17 protein-coding genes are annotated in these 18573 nt (G+C 65.0%); 6 read left to right on the top strand and 11 right to left on the bottom strand.

Features of this window, described 5'->3' with window-relative positions; translation table 11 throughout:
* Both K0B96_RS01810 and K0B96_RS01805 read right to left on the bottom strand, forming a co-directional pair.
* On the bottom strand, positions 1-945 hold the full coding sequence (locus K0B96_RS01810; protein WP_220163173.1) for a dihydrodipicolinate synthase family protein: 945 nt from the start codon (positions 943-945) through the stop codon (positions 1-3).
* A gap of 164 nt (positions 946-1109) precedes the next feature.
* The gene (locus tag K0B96_RS01805) at positions 1110-2468 is read right to left on the bottom strand and encodes a sialidase family protein (protein ID WP_220163171.1); all 1359 of its coding nucleotides are present in this window, start codon (positions 2466-2468) and stop codon (positions 1110-1112) included.
* A 150-nt stretch (positions 2469-2618) separates the two neighbouring features.
* Here K0B96_RS01805 and K0B96_RS01800 point away from each other — a divergent pair, with 150 nt between their 5' ends.
* Positions 2619-3617 (top strand): Gfo/Idh/MocA family protein, encoded by a 999-nt coding sequence (locus K0B96_RS01800; RefSeq protein WP_220163169.1) that lies wholly within the window; start codon positions 2619-2621, stop codon positions 3615-3617.
* A 105-nt stretch (positions 3618-3722) separates the two neighbouring features.
* Here K0B96_RS01800 and K0B96_RS01795 read toward each other — a convergent pair whose 3' ends face one another.
* Positions 3723-4418 (bottom strand): anti-sigma factor, encoded by a 696-nt coding sequence (locus K0B96_RS01795; RefSeq protein ID WP_220163167.1) that lies wholly within the window; start codon positions 4416-4418, stop codon positions 3723-3725.
* Positions 4415-4990 (bottom strand): sigma-70 family RNA polymerase sigma factor, encoded by a 576-nt coding sequence (locus tag K0B96_RS01790; RefSeq protein ID WP_220163165.1) that lies wholly within the window; start codon positions 4988-4990, stop codon positions 4415-4417. The genes K0B96_RS01795 and K0B96_RS01790 overlap by 4 nt, the downstream gene beginning before the upstream one ends.
* A gap of 266 nt (positions 4991-5256) precedes the next feature.
* On the opposite strand from K0B96_RS01790, the gene K0B96_RS01785 reads away from it, so the two are divergent.
* The 3 genes from K0B96_RS01785 (at position 5257) to K0B96_RS01775 (ending at position 8117) form a co-directional block, all read left to right on the top strand.
* Positions 5257-6183 carry a ferritin-like domain-containing protein gene (locus K0B96_RS01785; protein ID WP_220163163.1) on the top strand — a complete coding sequence of 309 codons (927 nt, stop codon included), beginning with the start codon at positions 5257-5259 and terminating at the stop codon, positions 6181-6183.
* A 59-nt stretch (positions 6184-6242) separates the two neighbouring features.
* Positions 6243-7064, top strand: coding sequence for a hypothetical protein (locus K0B96_RS01780; RefSeq protein ID WP_220163162.1), 822 nt, complete (start codon positions 6243-6245; stop codon positions 7062-7064).
* 141 nt (positions 7065-7205) lie between these two features.
* On the top strand, positions 7206-8117 hold the full coding sequence (locus K0B96_RS01775; protein ID WP_220163160.1) for a prepilin peptidase: 912 nt from the start codon (positions 7206-7208) through the stop codon (positions 8115-8117).
* A 206-nt stretch (positions 8118-8323) separates the two neighbouring features.
* Here K0B96_RS01775 and araD read toward each other — a convergent pair whose 3' ends face one another.
* The 7 genes from araD to ygfZ form a co-directional block, all read right to left on the bottom strand.
* Complete coding sequence (gene araD, locus K0B96_RS01770) at positions 8324-9028, bottom strand: L-ribulose-5-phosphate 4-epimerase AraD (protein WP_220163158.1); 705 nt, start codon at positions 9026-9028, stop codon at positions 8324-8326.
* 172 nt (positions 9029-9200) lie between these two features.
* Positions 9201-10715 (bottom strand): L-arabinose isomerase, encoded by a 1515-nt coding sequence (gene araA / locus K0B96_RS01765; protein ID WP_220163156.1) that lies wholly within the window; start codon positions 10713-10715, stop codon positions 9201-9203.
* 105 nt (positions 10716-10820) lie between these two features.
* Positions 10821-12497 carry a ribulokinase gene (locus K0B96_RS01760; protein ID WP_220163154.1) on the bottom strand — a complete coding sequence of 559 codons (1677 nt, stop codon included), beginning with the start codon at positions 12495-12497 and terminating at the stop codon, positions 10821-10823.
* A gap of 66 nt (positions 12498-12563) precedes the next feature.
* Positions 12564-13580 carry an inositol monophosphatase gene (locus tag K0B96_RS01755; RefSeq protein ID WP_220163152.1) on the bottom strand — a complete coding sequence of 339 codons (1017 nt, stop codon included), beginning with the start codon at positions 13578-13580 and terminating at the stop codon, positions 12564-12566.
* A gap of 25 nt (positions 13581-13605) precedes the next feature.
* A complete protein-coding gene (gene galK, locus K0B96_RS01750; protein ID WP_220163150.1) occupies positions 13606-14754 on the bottom strand; it encodes a galactokinase in 1149 nt (382 codons plus the stop codon).
* A 28-nt stretch (positions 14755-14782) separates the two neighbouring features.
* Positions 14783-15058, bottom strand: coding sequence for an HU family DNA-binding protein (locus tag K0B96_RS01745; protein ID WP_220163148.1), 276 nt, complete (start codon positions 15056-15058; stop codon positions 14783-14785).
* Positions 15059-15133: 75 nt separating this feature from the next.
* Positions 15134-16036, bottom strand: coding sequence for a CAF17-like 4Fe-4S cluster assembly/insertion protein YgfZ (gene ygfZ / locus K0B96_RS01740; protein ID WP_220163146.1), 903 nt, complete (start codon positions 16034-16036; stop codon positions 15134-15136).
* Between the two features lie 299 nt (positions 16037-16335).
* Between ygfZ and K0B96_RS01735 the strand changes: the two genes are divergently transcribed.
* Together K0B96_RS01735 and K0B96_RS01730 are read left to right on the top strand one after the other, a co-directional pair.
* A complete protein-coding gene (locus K0B96_RS01735) occupies positions 16336-17391 on the top strand; it encodes a 3-deoxy-7-phosphoheptulonate synthase (protein WP_220163144.1) in 1056 nt (351 codons plus the stop codon).
* Positions 17392-17526: 135 nt separating this feature from the next.
* Positions 17527-18510 carry a malate dehydrogenase gene (locus K0B96_RS01730; RefSeq protein ID WP_220163142.1) on the top strand — a complete coding sequence of 328 codons (984 nt, stop codon included), beginning with the start codon at positions 17527-17529 and terminating at the stop codon, positions 18508-18510.
* Positions 18511-18573: the final 63 nt, after the last annotated feature.

The raw sequence follows: 18573 nt of genomic DNA, 5'->3' as shown, positions 1-18573 counted from the left end.
TCACTTCGCGCCCGGCAGCAGATCCGCCCGAAACCCCTCGCCGTCCGCCCCGCTCACCGCCGCCGCGATCGATGCGCGACACGATTCCGTCAGCGGATAATCGAGCAGGCTCACGTTCGTCGCGAAAAGGCCCATCTGCACCAGCAGCTCCTTCAGCCCCGTGAGCCAGCACTCGATTTTCGGGCCGCCGTAAACGCGCCACATCAGGTCGTTCATCCGCGCCTGCTCGCGCTCCGCCGCCACCCGGTCGCCCGCGCGCACCGCCGCGAGGAGCCGCCGCGCGATCGCTGCATTAAAAATTCCGCCGCCCAGCAGCAGCCCGTCGTAACCGGCCTCCAGATAACTCACGCAATCGAACTCGTCGCCATCAAGCAGCACCAGTCCCGGCCGCGCCGCTCGCGCCTGCAAAAAAATCTCCCGCCGCGCCGGCGAACGCGAACTGTCCTTCACCATCGCGATGTTCGGCTCCGCCAGAATTTCCGCCAGCCGCTCGTCCGGCACCGCCTGCGGACTCGCCGTTCCGCGATCGTAAAATCCCATCGGCAACGCGCTGCGCTGCGCGATCTCGCGAAAGTGCGCGACCTTCCGCTCCGGCGTCCCGTTGAGAAAAAACCACGGCACATCCACGACCGCGACCTCCGCGCCCCACGCCGCCGCGCGTTCGATGTTTTCCAGTACGCGCGCCGCCGAATTGTCCGTCACCTGCACCGCCAGCCGCAACCGCCCGCGATTCGCCGCCACCGCCGTGCGCGTCAACGTCTCCCGGTCCGCCAGCCGCAGCCACGGCCCTTCGCCGCAGGTGCCCGCGAGCATCATGCCCGTGACGCCCAGCGCCACGTGATGCTCGACCAGCCGTTCGACCGACGCCGCATCCACGCGCCGCTCCTTGGTTAACGGCGTCGGCGTCGCCGACCACACTCCGCCCGTCAGCTTTGGCTTTTGCATGATTGAAAAGGCGGCGCATTCCGCCGGCTCGCTACCCGTAGAACGACTCCCCGTCGTGTCAACGCCTCCGCCCGCCGCTCCCCTGTGCCGCTCATGGTCGCCGCGCTCCGCAAAAGCAAAAACACCACCCTTGCCCCTGGGCAACCGCCGGGGTGGCACCGGCTTCACGGCATCGAGGTCGTCAGCTCCACTGTGCGGCCGAAGACCGATCGCCCTTGCGCGCTACCCCATGCGCCGAGATCGTAGGCGACAAAGAAACGGTTCGTGCCCGGCAACTCTTCGATCGCCATGTAATGCGTCGTCAACACGCCGGAGGTGAGTTGTATCACGTGACTCCACGTCTCGCCGTGATCGAGACTGAAGGCCAGGTAGTTGCCGTTCCACGGATGCTCCCAGCGCGTCCAGCAATTCCGCGCCGGCACACGCATCCCGAATGCCGCCACCAACACGCCGCTGCGCAACTCCAGCAAATCAGGATCGACGATGGATGCGATCAACTCGTCCGGCCGGTCGGCCAGTCGCTCCCCCTGCTGGTTGCGCATCTCGCCAAACATCCCGATCCAGTTCTGCCTCGCTCGCACGTCACGGCCCGCAAACGTCCGCGGGCGGGCGGCGCTCCAGGTCTGCCCGTCATCATCCGAAATTGCTTCTCGCAACTCGTAGCCCGTGCGCATCTGGCAAATCAGTCGGCCTGCGTGCTCGCCCGTCCCGATGCGCACAAGCGCCGGTTCGCCGTAACCTTCAGTGCCCACGTCCGCGCCCGCCGCGATTGTCGACACCATGCTCCAGCTCTTCCCGCGATCCTTCGATCGCAGCAGCACTGCACGCGTGCGATGCATGGTCGCCCTATAGGCCGCAGGCGTTGTGTCGCCTTCGAACCAGCCGTAGAGTGTCGCAAGCAGATCGCCATTCGGCAGCTCGAGGATCCGTCGGTGCAGACGGACCGCTTCATGCGTGCGACCGTAGTCGTCGCTCGAACCGTGGAAGCGCACGCCCGGCAACGTGAACGTGATCTCCTCCGGCCCCTCCAGCGTCCGCCAGTCGTCCCGCGAAATGTAACGTTCGCCCAGTCCATGCCCCGGCTTCTCCGCCGGAGTGACATAGGTATCGAGCGCCACAATCGTCCCGTCGCGCAACTGCACCGCACCGCCTTCCATGTTCAACCCGTTTTCTCCCGGCTTCAGCGGGATGCGCGACCACGTCTTTCCTTCGTCGCGCGAAATCACCGTGCCGATCGCGCTGGGATAGGAGATGCGCTTCGCCGCAAAAGGTTTCTCCACGCCTTGCGCCTGCACGACCAGCGTCCCGGTCCCCGTCGCCAGCAGCGACGGTTGCAGCCCGCCAGCCAGCACCAACCGGCGTTCGCCAAACGTCACGCTCACCCGCTTGTCGCCGAGAATGACGTGCGGCGCCTGGTCGGCGATGGCCGGTACCAGCGAATCGGAAGCAGCTCCGTCTTTCGCCTGCATCATGCTCAATAAAAGACTCGAAGGGAAAAGCAGCCAGCGCGCCGTGAATTTCATGGGGAAAGGGTGGTCGGCGGAATTCGGTTCTCCGCTGCGCACAGTGAATCGAAAATTGAAATTGAAGCGCACCCACACAAGCCGGAATCTCCGCTTACTCGTGAATACCCCGCGCCCGCCCGCCGGTCCTCCGCGCGTCTCGTCGCCCGCATGCACTCCGTCCTGATCGTCGGTTGCGGCAGCATTGGCGAACGTCACCTGCGTTGCTTTCAACGCACGGGCCGCGCCCACGTCACGGCTTGCGAGGCCAACCCCGCTCTCCTGCAACGCATGGCCGACACCTACGGCGTCGCCACCCGCACCGACGCCACCGCCGCCTTGGCCGAGCCGTTCGACGCGGTGGTGGTTTGCACGCCCGCGCCCTCGCATCTGCCCCTCGCCACCGCCGCCCTCGCCGCGGGCAAGCACGTGCTCGTCGAGAAACCGCTCTCCCATTCCCTCGCCGGTCTCGATCTCCTCGAGCACACGCTCGCGCAATCTCGCCGCCAACTCGCCGTCGCCTACGTTTACCACGTTTTCCCCGCCCTGCGCGAAGCCCGCGCGTTTCTCGCCGGCGGCGAATTCGGCCCCGTCCTCCAAGCCGTTGCCACGTCCGGCCAGGCGTTCAATCTCTTGCGCCCCGCCTACGCGCAGACTTACTACCGCGATCACCGCACGGGCGGCGGCGCGATTCAGGACGCGCTCACCCACTTGGCCAACTGGGTCGAAAGCGTCCTCGGACCGACCGACAGCGTGCTCACCGACTGCGCGCACCTCTCCCTCGCGGGCGTCGAGGTCGAAGACACCGTGCATGTCGCCGCGCGCCACGGCGCCGCCCTCGCCAGCTACACGCTCAATCAATTTCAAGCGCCCAACGAAACCACCCTGCAGTTCAACGCCGCCGGCGGCAGCGTGCGCATCGAACTGCATCGCCAGCGCTGGGGCGTCTTTCCCGCCGGCGCCGCCGCGTGGACGTGGCATCAAGTCGAACCCGCGGAACGCGACACGCACTTCATCGCCCAAGCCAACGCGTTTCTCGATCAACTCGAAGGCCAGCCGCCGCGGCTTTGCTCGCTCGCCGCCGCCGCGCAAACCCTCCGCTTCAATCTCGCCGCCCTCGCCTCCGCTGCGAGCGGCTCACGGGTCTTCTGCCGCGACATCGCTCCGTGATCGCTCTGCGCTCGGATGATTTGGCGCCGCTGATTTATTCGCCGCCGATCGATTCCGTTCTCTGCGATAAAGCGCCAGCTCCACCGCGTCGCGCGCCGCCACCCGTCACGGTCCGATCATCACGATCGCGCCGGTCGGTGTCGCGGATCCGCCCTTCGGCTCGAGACTGATCGCAAACTTCTGCGCCGCCGCGATCACCTTTGCGGTCGAAAATTCGCTCTGGGCCTTCCCGTCCGTCACCGCCAGCACGCCTGCGCTCACCGGCACTTTGTAGCTCGGGTCGATGACCCACAGTTGGTAATCATGCCCCGCCCCGGCGTCCGGCAGATTTTCCACGGTAATCACCCCGCGTTGCTGCGCCTGATCCCACGCCACCGCCGCCGAACCCTTGGCCGGCCCTTGAGCCGACGGCGCCAGCGTCGCCACCTGCAATCGCGCCAGCGATGTCGCCACCGGATCCACGGCCGGCGTTCGCGACACGCGTGCGCGATCGACGCCCAGTAATACGGCAATGGCCGCAAAAGCCGCCGCCGCCCACCAACCCAACCACGCCACCCGCGGCACTTTGCGCGGTGCGGGTTTCGACGCCTGAATCGCGGCCCACACCTGCTCGCGCACGCGCGGCGGCGGCGTCCGCGGGGGCACCCTCGCGGCGAGCGTCGCCGCGCCGGCTTCGAGTTTGCGCACGAGTTCCGCCAGCGCCGGATCTGCGCGCAGTGCTTGTTCGAACGCCCGCGCTTCCTCCGGCTCAAGCAAGTTGAGCACGTAAAGCGAAGCGGTTTCTGTGCGTTCTTCGTTCATGCCGGATCAGCCAAGAGACTCGCCAGCCGCATCAGGCCGCGCCGGATACGCGCCTTAATGGTGCCAACGGGCGTCGCCAACTGGGTGGCGATCTCGTGGTGTGTCAACCCGCCGAAAAACGCCAGGTCGATGGCGCGCCGCTGATCCTCCGGCAAATCGTGCAGCGCGGCGTGGATGATACCGTCCTCCCCTGCCGGCGCGCCTTGGCCCGGCACCGTTGCGAGATCAAAGGGCGAACTGCTTTCCGTCATGCCCGAAAGTTCAACATGGCCTTCCCGCCGCCGATGCCTCCGCCGGCGGTCGATCGCCCGGCTGCGGAAAAGCAGGAACAACCACGTAGTGACGCTCCCTCGCGCGGGATCGAAGCGGTGCGCGTTGTTCCACACATGCAGAAAGCACTCCTGCATCACGTCCTCCGCCTCGGCCGCGTCGGCGAGGATCGCACACACCAAGCCGAACAACCGCGGCGAAAGCGCATCATAAAGCGTCCCAAACGCCTCCTCGTCCCCGCGCGCGATCCGGCTCACCAATCCCGCACTCAACTCCTCGTTCGACTCGGCGCTTGATTCCATGGGCCCACGTCAGGGTTTAACCTCGCGCTCCCTGTCCTGTGCGATTGGCCCGCGGCACTGCATGGCACAGATAAAGGGCGATTCTCCTCCCGCGCAACTGCGCACCGCATGTCGCGATGATATAGCCGGTGGTTCCCTGTGCCCTGCAGCTTTCATTTCTTTTATCGTGCATCCAATCGGCGTCCGGCGGGCGTATTCCCTCTTGAGGCAAGCTGGGTCGACGAACGGCCCCCGCTGCCGCCTCTCAATCCTCAAAATTCCGATTCATGTCTTCCTTACCTCTCCGCGCTGAATTGACGCGCACCCTGACGACGCCCACCACGCGTCGCTCGGTCTTGAAAACCCTCGGCTTCGGCGCTCTCGGCGTCGCCGCGCTGCGATTGTCCGGCAATCGCCTCGCCGCCGATTTCGCCAAAAGCGCCTCCGTCAGCCCCACCGACGCCGCCGTGCTCAATTTCGCGCTCAACCTCGAATACCTCGAAGCGGAATATTATTCCTACGCCGTGGACGGCCGCGGCATCGAGACCTTCGGTTTGGGCGTCAACGGCTCCGGCACCGCCGGCAGCACCACCGTCAAAGCCAATCCGGCCGTGCCGTTCACCACGGCTGCGGTTCGTGAATACGCCACGGAAATCGCCAGCGATGAACGCGCCCACGTCGGCTTCCTGCGCGCCGCCATCATCGCCGCCGGCGGCACCCCCGTCGCACGCCCCGCCATCAACCTCCGCGAAAGTTTCGCCGCCGCCGCCCAAGCCGCGGGCCTCGGCTCCGGTTTCGATCCGTTCGCCGACGAAGCCTCGTTCCTCGTCGGCGCGTTCGTCTTCGAAGACGTCGGAGTCACCGCCTACAAAGGTGGCGCCCCGCTCATCTCCAACAAAACGTATCTCGAAGCCGCCGCCGGCATCCTCGCCGTCGAAGCATATCACGCCGGCACCATCCGCACGCTGCTCTATCAGTCCGGCAGCGCCGGCCGCCAGGCGGCCCAGGCGATTTCGGATCTTCGCGACGCCGCCGCCTCGACCGAAGTTGATCAAGGCATCACCGCCGGTGGCGTCGCCAATATCGTGCCGACCGACGCCAACGGCATCGCGTTCAGCCGCACGCCGCGCCAAGTGCTCGACGTCGTCTACCTCAGCGGTGGCGCGTCGCAAGGCGGCTTCTTCCCCAACGGCCTCAACGGCTCCATCCACTAAAACCTCTGTTTGCACGCCACCCCGGTCCTTACCGGTCGTTTCGCGTGCGCCCTCCTCCCATGATATCAAAAACTTTTCGCCTGCTCGCCACCTGCGCGGGACTCGCCGCCGCCGGCCTGACCGCTTACGCCGTCCCCGCGGACACCTCGCCCGCCAACTTTGCCAACGTGCTCTTCAACGGCACACTCACCGGCAGCACCGGTGGCATCAACGGCAACGGCACGCTCAGCGTTGTCTTCACCGGCGCCGGCATGGACCATACGCTCTCCACGACCGACGCGCCCGTCAGCGATCCCGTCGCTTACACCTACACCAAAACCGGCGCGACGACCGCCGAGATCGTCGAGCCGCAATCGGGCGGCGGCGATCTCACGCTCGACCTCACGTTCAGCAGCCCCACGGCTGGCACGTTCGCGGCCGACTACGGCAGTGGCAAAACGCAGTCAGGCACCTTCGTCATCGCTCGCGTGCCCGCGCCCGCGCCTCTCGTCAACATGTCCAACCGCAGCACCCTCGCCGCTGGCGGCAGCGCGATCGCCGGCTGGGTCGTCGGCGGCAACGTTCCCCGTCGCGTCCTGATCCGTGCGGTCGGCCCGGGCCTGGCCACCTACGGGGTCTCCAACACGCTCAACGACCCCAAACTCACCATCTTCAAAAACGGTCAGGCTGTGAAATCCAACGACAACTGGTCGTCCGATTCAGCGGCCGCCTCCGATCTTGAATTGGCGGCGATCCAGAGCGGCGCCTTCCCGTTGATCGCCGGCAGCAAAGATTCCGCCGTCATCGTCACCGTTGATCCCGGCGTTTACACCGCCGTCATCACCGGTTCCAGCGCCAGCGACAGCGGCGACGTCCTCCTGGAGACCTACTTCCTCGACTGAACGCGTCCGGTCACTCTCGACACCTCGCCTCGTCGGCCTGACGGGTGAAGGTCGGTCAAGTCAGGCGTCAGCTCTCATCGATCCCGATGAGAGCTGACTTGCTTCGGGCCGTCGCGACGCCGAACGTCGCCTCCCGCCCGCATGACCCACGCCTTCACCGAAATCAACGCCGCCTTTCCGTGGTTTTTCGCGGCTGTGGTTTTCGTCTTCGGCGCCTGCATCGGCAGTTTTCTCAACGTCGTCATCTACCGGCTACCGAAACACGAGTCGATCGTCTCACCCGGCTCGCACTGCGCCTGCGGTGCGCCCATCGCGTGGTATGACAACATTCCGATTTTAAGCTGGCTCATACTCCGCGGCCGCGCGCGCTGCTGTGGTCGCCCCTACGCGTTTCGCTATGCGTTCGTCGAACTCCTCACCGCCGCCCTCTTCCTCGCGTGCTGGGTCTTGTTTCCGCCCGCGAAAGCCCTCTGCGGCATGGTGTTTGTCGGCCTGCTGCTGCCCGCGACGTTTATCGATCTCGATCACCTCGAAATCCCCGACGTGTTTTCCCTCGGCGGCGGCGTGATCGGCGTTGTCCTCTCCTTCGCCGTGCCCGCCCTGCATGGCCATCACGGCGACTTTTTTCTCCTCGATAGTTTTCGCTCCGGCGTCGACGCCCTCGTCGGCCTCCTCGCCGGCTCCGGACTCGTCCTCTGGATCGCGCTCCTCGCCGAAGCGGCGTTGAAAAAAGAAGCGATGGGTTTCGGTGACGTGAAATTCATCGGCGCGATCGGCGCCTTCACCGGCTGGCAAGGCGCGGTGTTCGCGATTTTCGGCGGCGCCGTGATCGGCACCGTCTGGCTCGCGCTCGCCCTCATCTGGCAAAAACTCACCGGCCGCGCCGCCACCGTGGCGCCCCGCGCCGAGACGCCCGAAGGCGAACCCGCCGCGCTCGGCCTCGGCGTCCACATTCCTTTCGGGCCCATGCTCGCCCTCGGCGGACTCGCCCACTTTCTCTTTTTCCACGACTGGGTCGCCGCCTACTTCGCCCCTCTCCGCGGACTGCTGTAGCCCGCACATTCCAGCCTCGGCCAAACAAAATCGTCGGGCCGTCCAGACTACGAAGCGCGGAGACAACCCCGGCGAAAATCCGCCTCCCGCGCCCCCCAATACTCGGCGGCCTCCAGCTTCCTCGGTGTCGGAGCTCTGTGTACTCCGTGCCCCCACGTCTTGGTCGACACCCTACCGTGCTCAAACGCGCGTCAGCGCCGAACAAATCATCCCGCCAACGTCTGCCCGTAATACGCTCCCGCGCCGTGCTTCCGCTTAAAATGCTTTTGTAGCAACTCGTCCTCGATCGGCGCCAGCGTCGGCTCGAGTTGCAACGACATCAGCGCCATCTGCGCGATGCACTCCACCGCCACCGCGACCTCCACCGCTTTCGCCACCGTCGCCGCCCACGTAAACGGCGCGTGCCGGTTCACGAGCACCGCGGGGAAATCCAGCGGATCGAGCTTTCCCGCTGCGAAGCGCTCGACGATTACGTTGCCTGTTTCCCATTCGTAAGCGGCCGCGATTTCCTGCAGCGTCATCTTGCGCGTCACTGGAATATCCCCCGCGAAGTAGTCCGCATGCGTCGTCCCGAAAATCGGAATCGCGCGTCCCGCCTGGGCGAACGCCGTCGCGTGCGATGAATGCGTGTGCACCACGCCGCCAAGCTGCGGCCATGCGAGCAACAGCCGCCGGTGCGTCGGCGTGTCCGACGACGGATTGAGTTTCCCCTCGACGCGTTTCCCGTCGAAATCGACGAGCACCATGTCATCGGCGGTGAGCGCGGCGTAGTCGACTCCGCTCGGCTTGATGGCGAAAATGCCCTTCGCGCGATCGACCGCCGACGCGTTGCCAAACGTCAGGTTGATCAACCCATGCCGCGGCAGCGCCACATTCGCCTCATAAGCCTCGCGTTTCAGTTCTTCGAGCATGCGTGAAGGTCAATCGGAACACGCGCGCGAGACAACGCGCCTTTTCACCTGCGCACTCATTTTGGCGCCGACTCCATTCGGTCGCCCCGCAGGCGCGGGCAAAGCACCGAGGCGATGCGGCGAACCGTCAACCGCGGCCTTTTCGATTCGCAGCATCAATTCCTTGCTCGCCTCACCCCCGCAGTCCCTGCGCGAGGTGGTAATACACTTCGTTGTTCCGCAGCGTCTGTTTGAAGTCACCGAGCTTCGTGTCGGCGTTGATCGTCACCAGCTCGATCCCCGCGATCGTCGCAAAGTCCTCCAGCATCTCCGTCGTCACCGCGTAACTGTAACCCGTGTGATGCGCGCCGCCCGCGTAAATCCACGCGGCGCACGCCGTCTTGAAATCCGGCTGACACTCCCACACCGCGCGCGCCACCGGCAGCTTCGGCAGCTTCGGGGTCGGCACCGCCTTCACTTCATTCACGATCAGCCGGAAACGATTGCCCAGATCCACCAGCGACGCGTTGAGCGCCGGCCCCGCCGCCGCATCGAACACCAATCGCACCGGATCTTCCTTTCCGCCGATCCCGAGCGGATGAATTTCCATCGTCGGCTTCGTCGCCGCGATCGTCGGACAAATTTCCAGCATGTGCGCGCCGAGCACCTGATGCCCCTTGGGCGAAAGATGATACGTGTAGTCCTCCATGAACGACGTGCCGCCCTTCAACCCCTCGCCCATCACTTTCATCGCGCGCAGCAGCGCCGCCGTCTTCCAATCGCCTTCCGCCGCGAAACCGTAGCCGTCGGCCATCAACCGCTGCGGCGCCGCGCCCGGCAATTGCCGCAACCCGTGCAAATCCTCGAACGTCGTTGTGAAGCCCTTGAAGCCTCCTTCCGCCAGAAACGCCCGCAGCCCAATCTCGATGCGCGCCGAATAACGTAACGCCTCGTGCCGCGCGCCGCCCTTTTTCAACGCCGCCGCCACGCGATACGTCTTTTCGTAGTCGGCGCACAACGCGTCGATTTCCTTCGGATCGATCGCGTGCTCCGCCATCTTCGCCACGAGATCGCCCACGCCGTAGCCGTTGGTCGAAAAACCAAACCGCATCTCCGCCGCCACTTTGTCGCCCTCGGTCACCGCCACCGACCGCATGTTGTCGCCGAAACGGCAGAACTTCGCGCCCTGCCAGTCGTGCCACGCCCGCGCCGCGCGCATCCACGCGCCGAGCCGCTCCTGCACCTCCGGATCCGACCAATGGCCGACGACCACCTTCCGCCCGAGCCGCATCCGCGTGTGAATGAACCCCGCCTCGCGGTCGCCGTGCGCGGCCTGATTGAGATTCATGAAATCCATGTCGATCGTGCTCCACGGCAGATCGCGGTTGAACTGCGTGTGCAGATGCACGAACGGCTTGCTCAACACGCCCAGCCCGCGAACCCACATCTTCGACGGCGAAAACGTGTGCATCCACAGAATCACGCCGGCGCAATTCGCGTCGCGATTCGCCTCGAACATCACGTTGGTGATTTCGTCCGGCGTCGTGAGCAGCGCCTTGAACACCGTTTTCAACGGCAGCTTTTTCGAACCCGCCAAGGCGTTCGCGACTTCCTGCGCGTTCGCCGCGACCTGCTTCAACGGGCCCGGACCGTAAAGATGCTGGGAACCGCACAGCAGCCAAATTTCAGGAGTAGAGAGAAGTTTCATGGGGAAAAAGGGACGGGGAACAGTTCAGAGAGGAGTGATGAGCAGGGAGCAGGAACAGCACCCCGCGAGCGGCAAAAACGCGCCACGGATGATTCGCGCTACCCGCTACTGGATGCTCGCCACCCGGCGCTTCACTTCAAGCAGCTCCTTCATCACGCGCGACAGATCAGCGTTCTGATTCAATCCGCCGAACGCGTCATGCACGCGCCGGTAAAGACCGTAAAGCTGATCGTAAACCTTCCGGTTCGCCGTGATCGGCCGGTAGCCCTTCGCCTTCACCGACGTCATCGCCTTTTGCGCCGCCGGGTAACTCTTGTGCGCCCCCGCGAGCACCGCCGCCGCGACCGCCGAGCCCAGCGCGCACGCCTGCGACGAACCCGACACCTGCATCGTGCAGCCCGTGATGTCGGCGTAGATCTGCATCAACATCGGATTTTTCTCCGCGATGCCGCCCGCACACACGATCCGGTTGACCGGCACGCCGTAATTTTGAATGCGTTCCAAAATCGCCCGGGCGCCAAACGCCGTCGCTTCAATCAACGCGCGGTAGATTTCCGCCGACGTCGTGTAGAGCGTCTGCCCGAGCAGCAAACCCGTGAGCTGTTGATCGACGAGAATCGTGCGGTTGCCGTTGTTCCAATCGAGCGCGAGCAAACCCGCCTGGCCCGGCTTTTGTTTCGCCGCCGCCTTCGTGAGCGCCCCATGCGCCGCGCCGTCGCCGCCACAAACCCCCTCCACCCACCACTTGAAAATATCTCCGACCGCCGACTGGCCCGCTTCGATGCCGTAATAACCCGGCAGAATCGAACCCTTCACGATGCCACAGATCCCCGGGATGTCCTGCACGGTTTTGTCCGCCGAGACCACGGCGCAGTCGCACGTCGACGTGCCGATCACTTTCACGAGCACGCCTTCCGCGACGCCGCAACCGATCGCGCCATAGTGCACATCCATCTCGCCGATCCCGATGGGAATCCCCGCCGGCAAACCCAGCTTCTTCGCCCACGCCGCGCTCAACTTTCCCGCCGGCACGGTCGCGTCGTGCGCTTTCTCATACAACCGGTCGCGCAGCTCCGCGAGCTTCGGGTCGAGCAGCGCGAGAAAATCCTTGTCCGGCAACCCGCCCCATTCGTCGCTGTAAAGCGCCTTGTGCCCCGCGCAACACACGCCGCGCATCACCTTCGCCGGCATATCCGCGCCCGCGAGCACCGACGGGATCCAATCCGCCAGTTCGACCCACGAATACGCCGCGTCGAACACCGCCGGCGCCACGTTCAGACAATGCCAGATCTTCGCCCAAAACCATTCCGATGAATACGTGTTGCCGCACTTCGCGATGTAGTGCGGCCGGTGCTCCGCCGCCGCCGTAGTGATGCGCGCCGCTTCGCGCACGCTTGTGTGATCCTTCCACAACCAGCACTGCGCGTGCAGATTTTTCTTCCACTTCTTGTCCAACGCGAGCGGCCGGTTTTGCGCATCGACCGGCATCGGGCTCGATCCCGTCGAATCCACGCCGATCCCCACCACCTGCGTCGCCGCAAACCCTCGCTTCTTTTTCGCCGCCGCCAGCGCGCCGCGCACGCTTTGCTCCAGGCCGACGAGATAATCGCCCGGATGCTGCCGCGCCACGTTGTGATCCTTCGGATCGAGCAACACCCCTTGCCGGCCCGACGGGTAGTTCGCGACCGCCGAGCCGAACTCTGCTCCGTCACTTGTGCGCACGACGAGCGCGCGCACTGAATTCGTTCCGTAATCGATTCCCAGGGTAAAAGTCGGGGCCATAGAAGAGCCGCCACGTTTACGCCAACACCTCGCCGCGTAAAGCCCTCAACCGCCGCCGCGCGACGTTCACCCCAGATATTCGCGCATCAACCGCCGCAAAATCGGCCGCACCGTCCGCGCCAACACCGGATTCGCGAACCCGATCCACGACACCGGCGAAGTCGTGTCGAGCGGCGCCGACAACGGCCGGCCCGCCGGTGTCTCGATGATCCCGCCCGCCTCCTCCAAGATCAACGCCGTGCAAATGTCGTAAGGATGACATGCCAGCGACGACGACAAACCCAGCTTTGCAAACACCTGCGGCCGCAAGTCGCCCAACATCCGGTCGTGCCCCACGAGCAGCTCGTAAATCTGCCCGCCCGTCGTGATGTATTGGTCGTCGAACACCAGCGGCGAACTCGAACTCCCGACCCCGTAAAGTTCCTCCCACAACGCCACCTCGATCTGGGCGGTCAACACCTTGCCCTCCGGGAAAAAACGCGCCAACGACGCAAACCCGTGCCGGAAATCCTTCGCTTGCGAAGGCCGCGGCGTCCATCGCGTCCGTGCCCGCGCTGCATCCCTCACATCGACCGCCTCGGCCCTGAGTCCGCGGCGTCCGCGCCCCCGGATCGCACTCACCTGATCCGAGCGCCATTGTTTGCTCGTCGGCAATTCCGTCATCACCGCCACGACGATGTCGCCGAGCCGCGTGCGCTTCCCCCGCTGCGGCGCGAGTCCGGTGAGAATCCACGCCGGCCGTTTGTCATACATCAGGTTTCGCGTGCCATCGATCGGATCGAGGATGCACTTGAAAACCGTCTTCGCCGCCGGCGTGCCGCGCGGGAACGTCACTTCGTCGCCGTCTTCGATGCCCTCCATCACGAGCTCCACCGGCCACGCCGCCGGCCAGTGCGCCTCGAACCACGCGAAGATCGCGTCCTCGCTCAGCTTGTCCACGTGGTAAATCGTGTCCGCCGCCGTCACGGCCGCGATGCGGGCAAACTTGCTCGCCTCGCGCTCCCGCGCCGCGATCAACGTGTCGCGAATGTGATCCTGCAACGCGCCCAGCAAACGCCGCGCCTCTTCGAGTTTCGCCTTCACTGCCTGCGAGGCTGCGTCGCGCGCCTCATGCGCGCCACATTGTTTTCGCGCCGTCCGCCGTGCGGCACGCCAGCACCTCGGGCTCGACATGAAACTTCCGCGCATACGCCGCGCGCACCCGCTCCGCCGCCCTCGCGTCAAACGCCCCGCTCGTCATCGCCATCACCGCGCCCCCGAAACCACCGCCCGTGAGCCGTGCGCCCTGCACGCCGTTTTCCGCAATCAGCGTATCCACGAGAAAATCCAGTTCCGCGGTGCTGTTCTCGAACAGCCGCTGCGAGCTGCGATGCGACGCCGTCAGCAATTCGCCCACGCGCCCGAGGTCGCGTTTTTCCAACGCCGCCACGCAACCCGTCACGCGCGCGATCTCCTCCACCACATGCTTCGCGCGCTTGTAAGACGTCTCGCCGAGCGCCGCCCGGTGCGCCTCCACCTGCTCCGGCGTCGCATCCGCGAGCAACGCCACGCCCAGCACCTTCGCCGCCGCCATGCACTCCGCGTGACGCGCCGCATAAAGCCCGTCCACCAGCGCGTGCTTCGTGTGCGTGTTGAAAATCCAAAACTGCACGCCGCCCGGCAGTGGCACCGTGTCGAACGACGGCCCGCGGCAATCGATGAACACCAAATGCTCGGCGCGCCCGAAACCCGACACGCCTTGGTCGAGAATCCCACACGGCACGCCCACGAAATGATTCTCCGCATGCCGCCCGATTTTCACGACCGTCTCGCGGTCCGGCTGCTCTCCCGTCAGCTCGAAAAACGCCAGTGCCGACGCCAATTCGATCGCCGCGCTGCTGCTCAAACCCGCGCCGGAGGGCACATCCGTCATCGCCAGATAATCAAACCCCGCCGGCACCTGCCGCCCCAACGCCTCCAGCGCCGTCAGCACACCCAGCGGATAATTCGCCCAACTTTTTCCGCCCACCTGCCGGCTCAGTTCCGCCACCCCCAAGTCCACCGCGTCCTCACGATCCGCGCTCACGAACCGCCGCCGCCCGTCCCCCCGCGGCGCAATCGCCACCCACACCGCGCGATCGATCGCCGCGCCCAGCACCGTGCCTCCGTTGTAATCGGTATGATTGCCGATGAATTCGATGCGCCCCGGCGCCCGCGTGACCGCCACCGGAGCGCGGCCAAACCGTTTTTGAAATTCTGCCGAAAGCGTTTGCTGCATGAAATACGTCGCGCGCCGCGTGGATGCGTTACAAGGCCGCTTTCAACTCCGTGCCCGGCTTGAATCGCACGGTCTTCATCGCCTTGATCGTCATCGGCTTTTTCGTGTGCGGATTGAAACCGCGCCGCGCCGCGCGCCGCGTCACGGCAAACGCCCCGAATCCCACGATCTGCACCTGCTTGTCCTGCTTGATTCCGCTCGCCACGGCGCCCAAGACCGCTTCCACCGCCCGCTCCGCCGACGCCCGGGACGTTTCCGCCCCCATGCGCTTTTGGACCTCGTGGATAAGTTCGGCTTTGTTCATGGCACGCGGAAAAGCACCGCAGCGAAGCAACCCCGCCGCCATCGGGTCAAACCTATCTCACGCCACGCGGCCGATTCACTCCGCCGCGTCCCCGTCGACCATCGCGTTCGCTCCGCCCGCTCCACCGATCTGCACCGGTTCGCCCTCGCGCAAATGGAGCAACGCGCACATCCCCAGTCCCACGAATCCGCTCTCCGTCGCAGCCACCGATCGCAGTTCCCCGACCGCCCGCTCGCCCTGCCACAACGGCGTCGGTGCGACCGGCACCGGTCCATCGCCGTGCACGCGCCGCACTCTCCGCCGCACCTGCCCCATCGCCTTCAACCGCGCCATCACTTCCTGCCCCAAGTAGCACCCTTTCGTATAAGAAATCGCGACCTTCTCCAAACCCGCCTCGTTCGGCAGATCGGTCGCACCCACATCCCGCGGTATCGCCGGAATCCCCGCTTCGATCCGCAGTCGTTCCATCTGTTGCTCCGTTAACACCTCCGCGTCCGCGCACCACGCCTCCACGTCCGCCTGCATCCCCGCGGGAAACGCCCATTCGCTCCACTCCCCCGCGCCGCGCCGGGCACGCAACGCCCATGCGCCCGCGCCACGGAGCCGCTCTGAAACCTCGCCCCATTCCTCCGTGCGTCCGCCCAACGTCACTCCGCGCCATCCCGATGTTTCGTCGATCAACGTTACGTCATCGGCAATGACATAGGCCTCAAGCCTTTCCCTAATCGTCTCGCCGGCCGAAAAATAACTGCCGATCCCCCAGGCGCCCCTTTCAGCCCCGCGCAGGACAAAACTGTCTGCCACGACCTTCCCTTTCTGATTCAGCCAGAGTCCGTAAACGCCCCGCTCATCGCTGTTTCGCAGGTCGTTGGTAAACTGTCCCTGCAAAAAACTGGCAGCATCCTCCCCTTCTGCGCGCAGCCACGCACGCGGTTGCCACCAAAACACGGCCCGGGAAGCGGAAAAATTGAGTGCCATAAGTGCTTTGTCTTAAATTATTAAAAAATGAAGTGATAGATTTTGATAACTTCGTATTGACGATGCCCCACCACTCAATACTTATCAACTCATCAACTTTCTCACTTCTCCCGCCTAGCGGGAGTTTTGGGGTAACTAAGAAAGCAAAGGCCGGCCGCTTAGGGGTAAGCGGCCGGCCACTTTTTTGCCCTTTGTCCGCGTTTCTCGCCCCCTTTTCGGAAATTATCGTCCCCGGCGCGCCCGGATGACCGAAGCAGGGCTTGCCCCGCTCGCGCCGACGCCGCCAAGCTGGCCCGTTCATGCAAAAGACGTCCGACATCAATGTCGTTGAAACGCGTGCCCTTCCTTCGCCGGCCGCTCTTCTCAGCGAACTGCCCAAGACCGAGGCCCAATCCGACTTCGTCACGCGCGTCCGCCGCGAAATCCAGCGGGTGATCTTCACGGACGACCGCCGCTTCCTTCTCATCGTCGGCCCCTGCTCGATCCACGACCTCGAAGCCGGCCGTGACTACGCCCGCCGTCTCGCCGCCCTTTCCCGCGAGGTCGCCGACCGCGTCATGATCGTCATGCGCGTGTATTTCGAAAAACCCCGCACCACGGTGGGCTGGAAAGGCCTCGTGATGGACCCCCACCTCGATGGGTCGCACGATATCGCCACTGGTCTTCGCACCGCCCGCGCGTTCCTCCGCGAGATGCTCGACCTCGGCCTGCCCACCGCGACGGAGCTCCTCGATCCCATCACGCCTCAATACATCGCCGACCTCATTTGCTGGTCCGCGATCGGCGCTCGCACCGCTGAATCCCAGACCCATCGCCAAATGGCCTCCGGCCTTTCCATGCCGCTCGGGTTCAAAAACGGCACCGATGGCTCCGTCACCACGGCCATCAACGCCATTAAAGCCGCCGCCCAACCGCACACGTTTCTAGGCATCAACCTCGACGGCTCCGCCTCCGCCATCGTCACCCGCGGCAACCCCGATTGCCACGTCGTCCTCCGCGGCGGTTCGGCCGGCCCCAACTACTCTCCCGCGCACATCGCCCAAACCGAGCAGCTCCTCGCCAAAGCCGGATTGATCAAATCCATCCTCGTCGATTGTTCGCACGACAACTCCGCCAAACAAGCCGACCGTCAGCCCGACGTCATTCGCGAGCTCCTCGCCCAGATCGCCGCCGGCAACACCTCCATCATGGGCGCGATGATCGAGAGCAACCTCGCCGCCGGCAATCAGCCCTTTCCCCAGCCCCGCGAAAAACTTCGCTACGGCGTCAGCATCACCGATGCCTGCATCGATTGGACCACCACGGAGACGCTCGTCCGCGAACTCCACGCCGCCCTCGCGCCGCGCTTCGCCTGACGCTTCACGTCGTCCGCCCGCCGCCGCGACTCGCCATAACCGAATCTATTCCGCCCGCCACCGCGTCTTCACTCGCCACGCCCCGCGAAATTCCGCCGTGCGCTCTGCGCCTTCTGTGCTAAACCGAAAACTCTTATGAAATCTCCCCTTCGCGTCGCAGTGACCGGTGCCGCCGGCCAAATTGGCTACTCCCTCCTTTTCCGCATCGCCTCCGGCGCGATGTTCGGACCTGACCAGCCCGTCATCCTCCAACTCCTCGAAGCCCCGATCGAGAAGGCCATCAAAGCCCTCGAAGGCGTCGCCATGGAGCTCGATGACTGCGCGTTCCCCCTCCTCAAAGGCATCGTGCAAACCTCCGACGCCAGCGTCGGCTTCAAAGATGCCAACTGGTGCCTCCTCATCGGCGCCAAACCCCGCGGCCCCGGCATGGAGCGCGCCGATCTCCTCAAGGATAACGGCAAAATCTTCATCGCCCAAGGCCAGGTCATCGATGCCGTCGCCGCCGCCGATGCGCGCGTCGCCGTCGTGGGCAATCCCGCCAACACCAACTGCATGATCGCCGCCTCGCAGGCCAAACGCCTGCCCGCCGAACGCTTCACCGCGATGGTCCGCCTGGATCAAAACCGCGCGCAGACCCAGCTCGCCAAAAAAACCGGCGTCGATCTCACCGCGGTGCAGGACATCTTCATCTACGGCAACCACAGCCCCACGATGTTTCCCGCGTTCGCCCACGCCAAGATCAACGGCCAAAGCGCGCCCGCCGTCATCAAGGACGACGCCTGGCTCCAAGGCCCCTTCTGTGAAATCGTCGGCAAACGCGGCGCCGCCATCATCGCCGCCCGCGGCGCCTCGTCCGCCGCCTCCGCCGCCAACGCCCTCGTCGACCACGTCCGCAGCCTCGTCACTCCCGGCGCCGTGCACTCGGTCGCCGTGAAAAGCGAAGGCCGTTACGGATTCGATGCCAATGTCTGGGCCGGCATGCCCGTGCGCACCACCACGCCCGGCAGCTACGAAGTCATCACCGGTTACGAAATGGACGCCTTCGCCCAATCGAAAATCGCCGCGACGAACAAAGAGCTGGTCGACGAACGCGCCTTCGTCGCCGACATGATTAGCTAAACATCCCCGCGCCGCCTCCTGTCGTCTCGTCCACGTCGGCGACAGCGATTCGCGCGTTCCCTT

The sequence above is a fragment of the Horticoccus luteus genome, from assembly GCF_019464535.1.
Taxonomy (GTDB): Bacteria; Verrucomicrobiota; Verrucomicrobiia; order Opitutales; family Opitutaceae; genus Horticoccus; species Horticoccus luteus.
The sequence above is the reverse complement of the archived record's forward strand: the minus strand, read 5'-3'. Positions and strand labels throughout refer to the sequence as shown.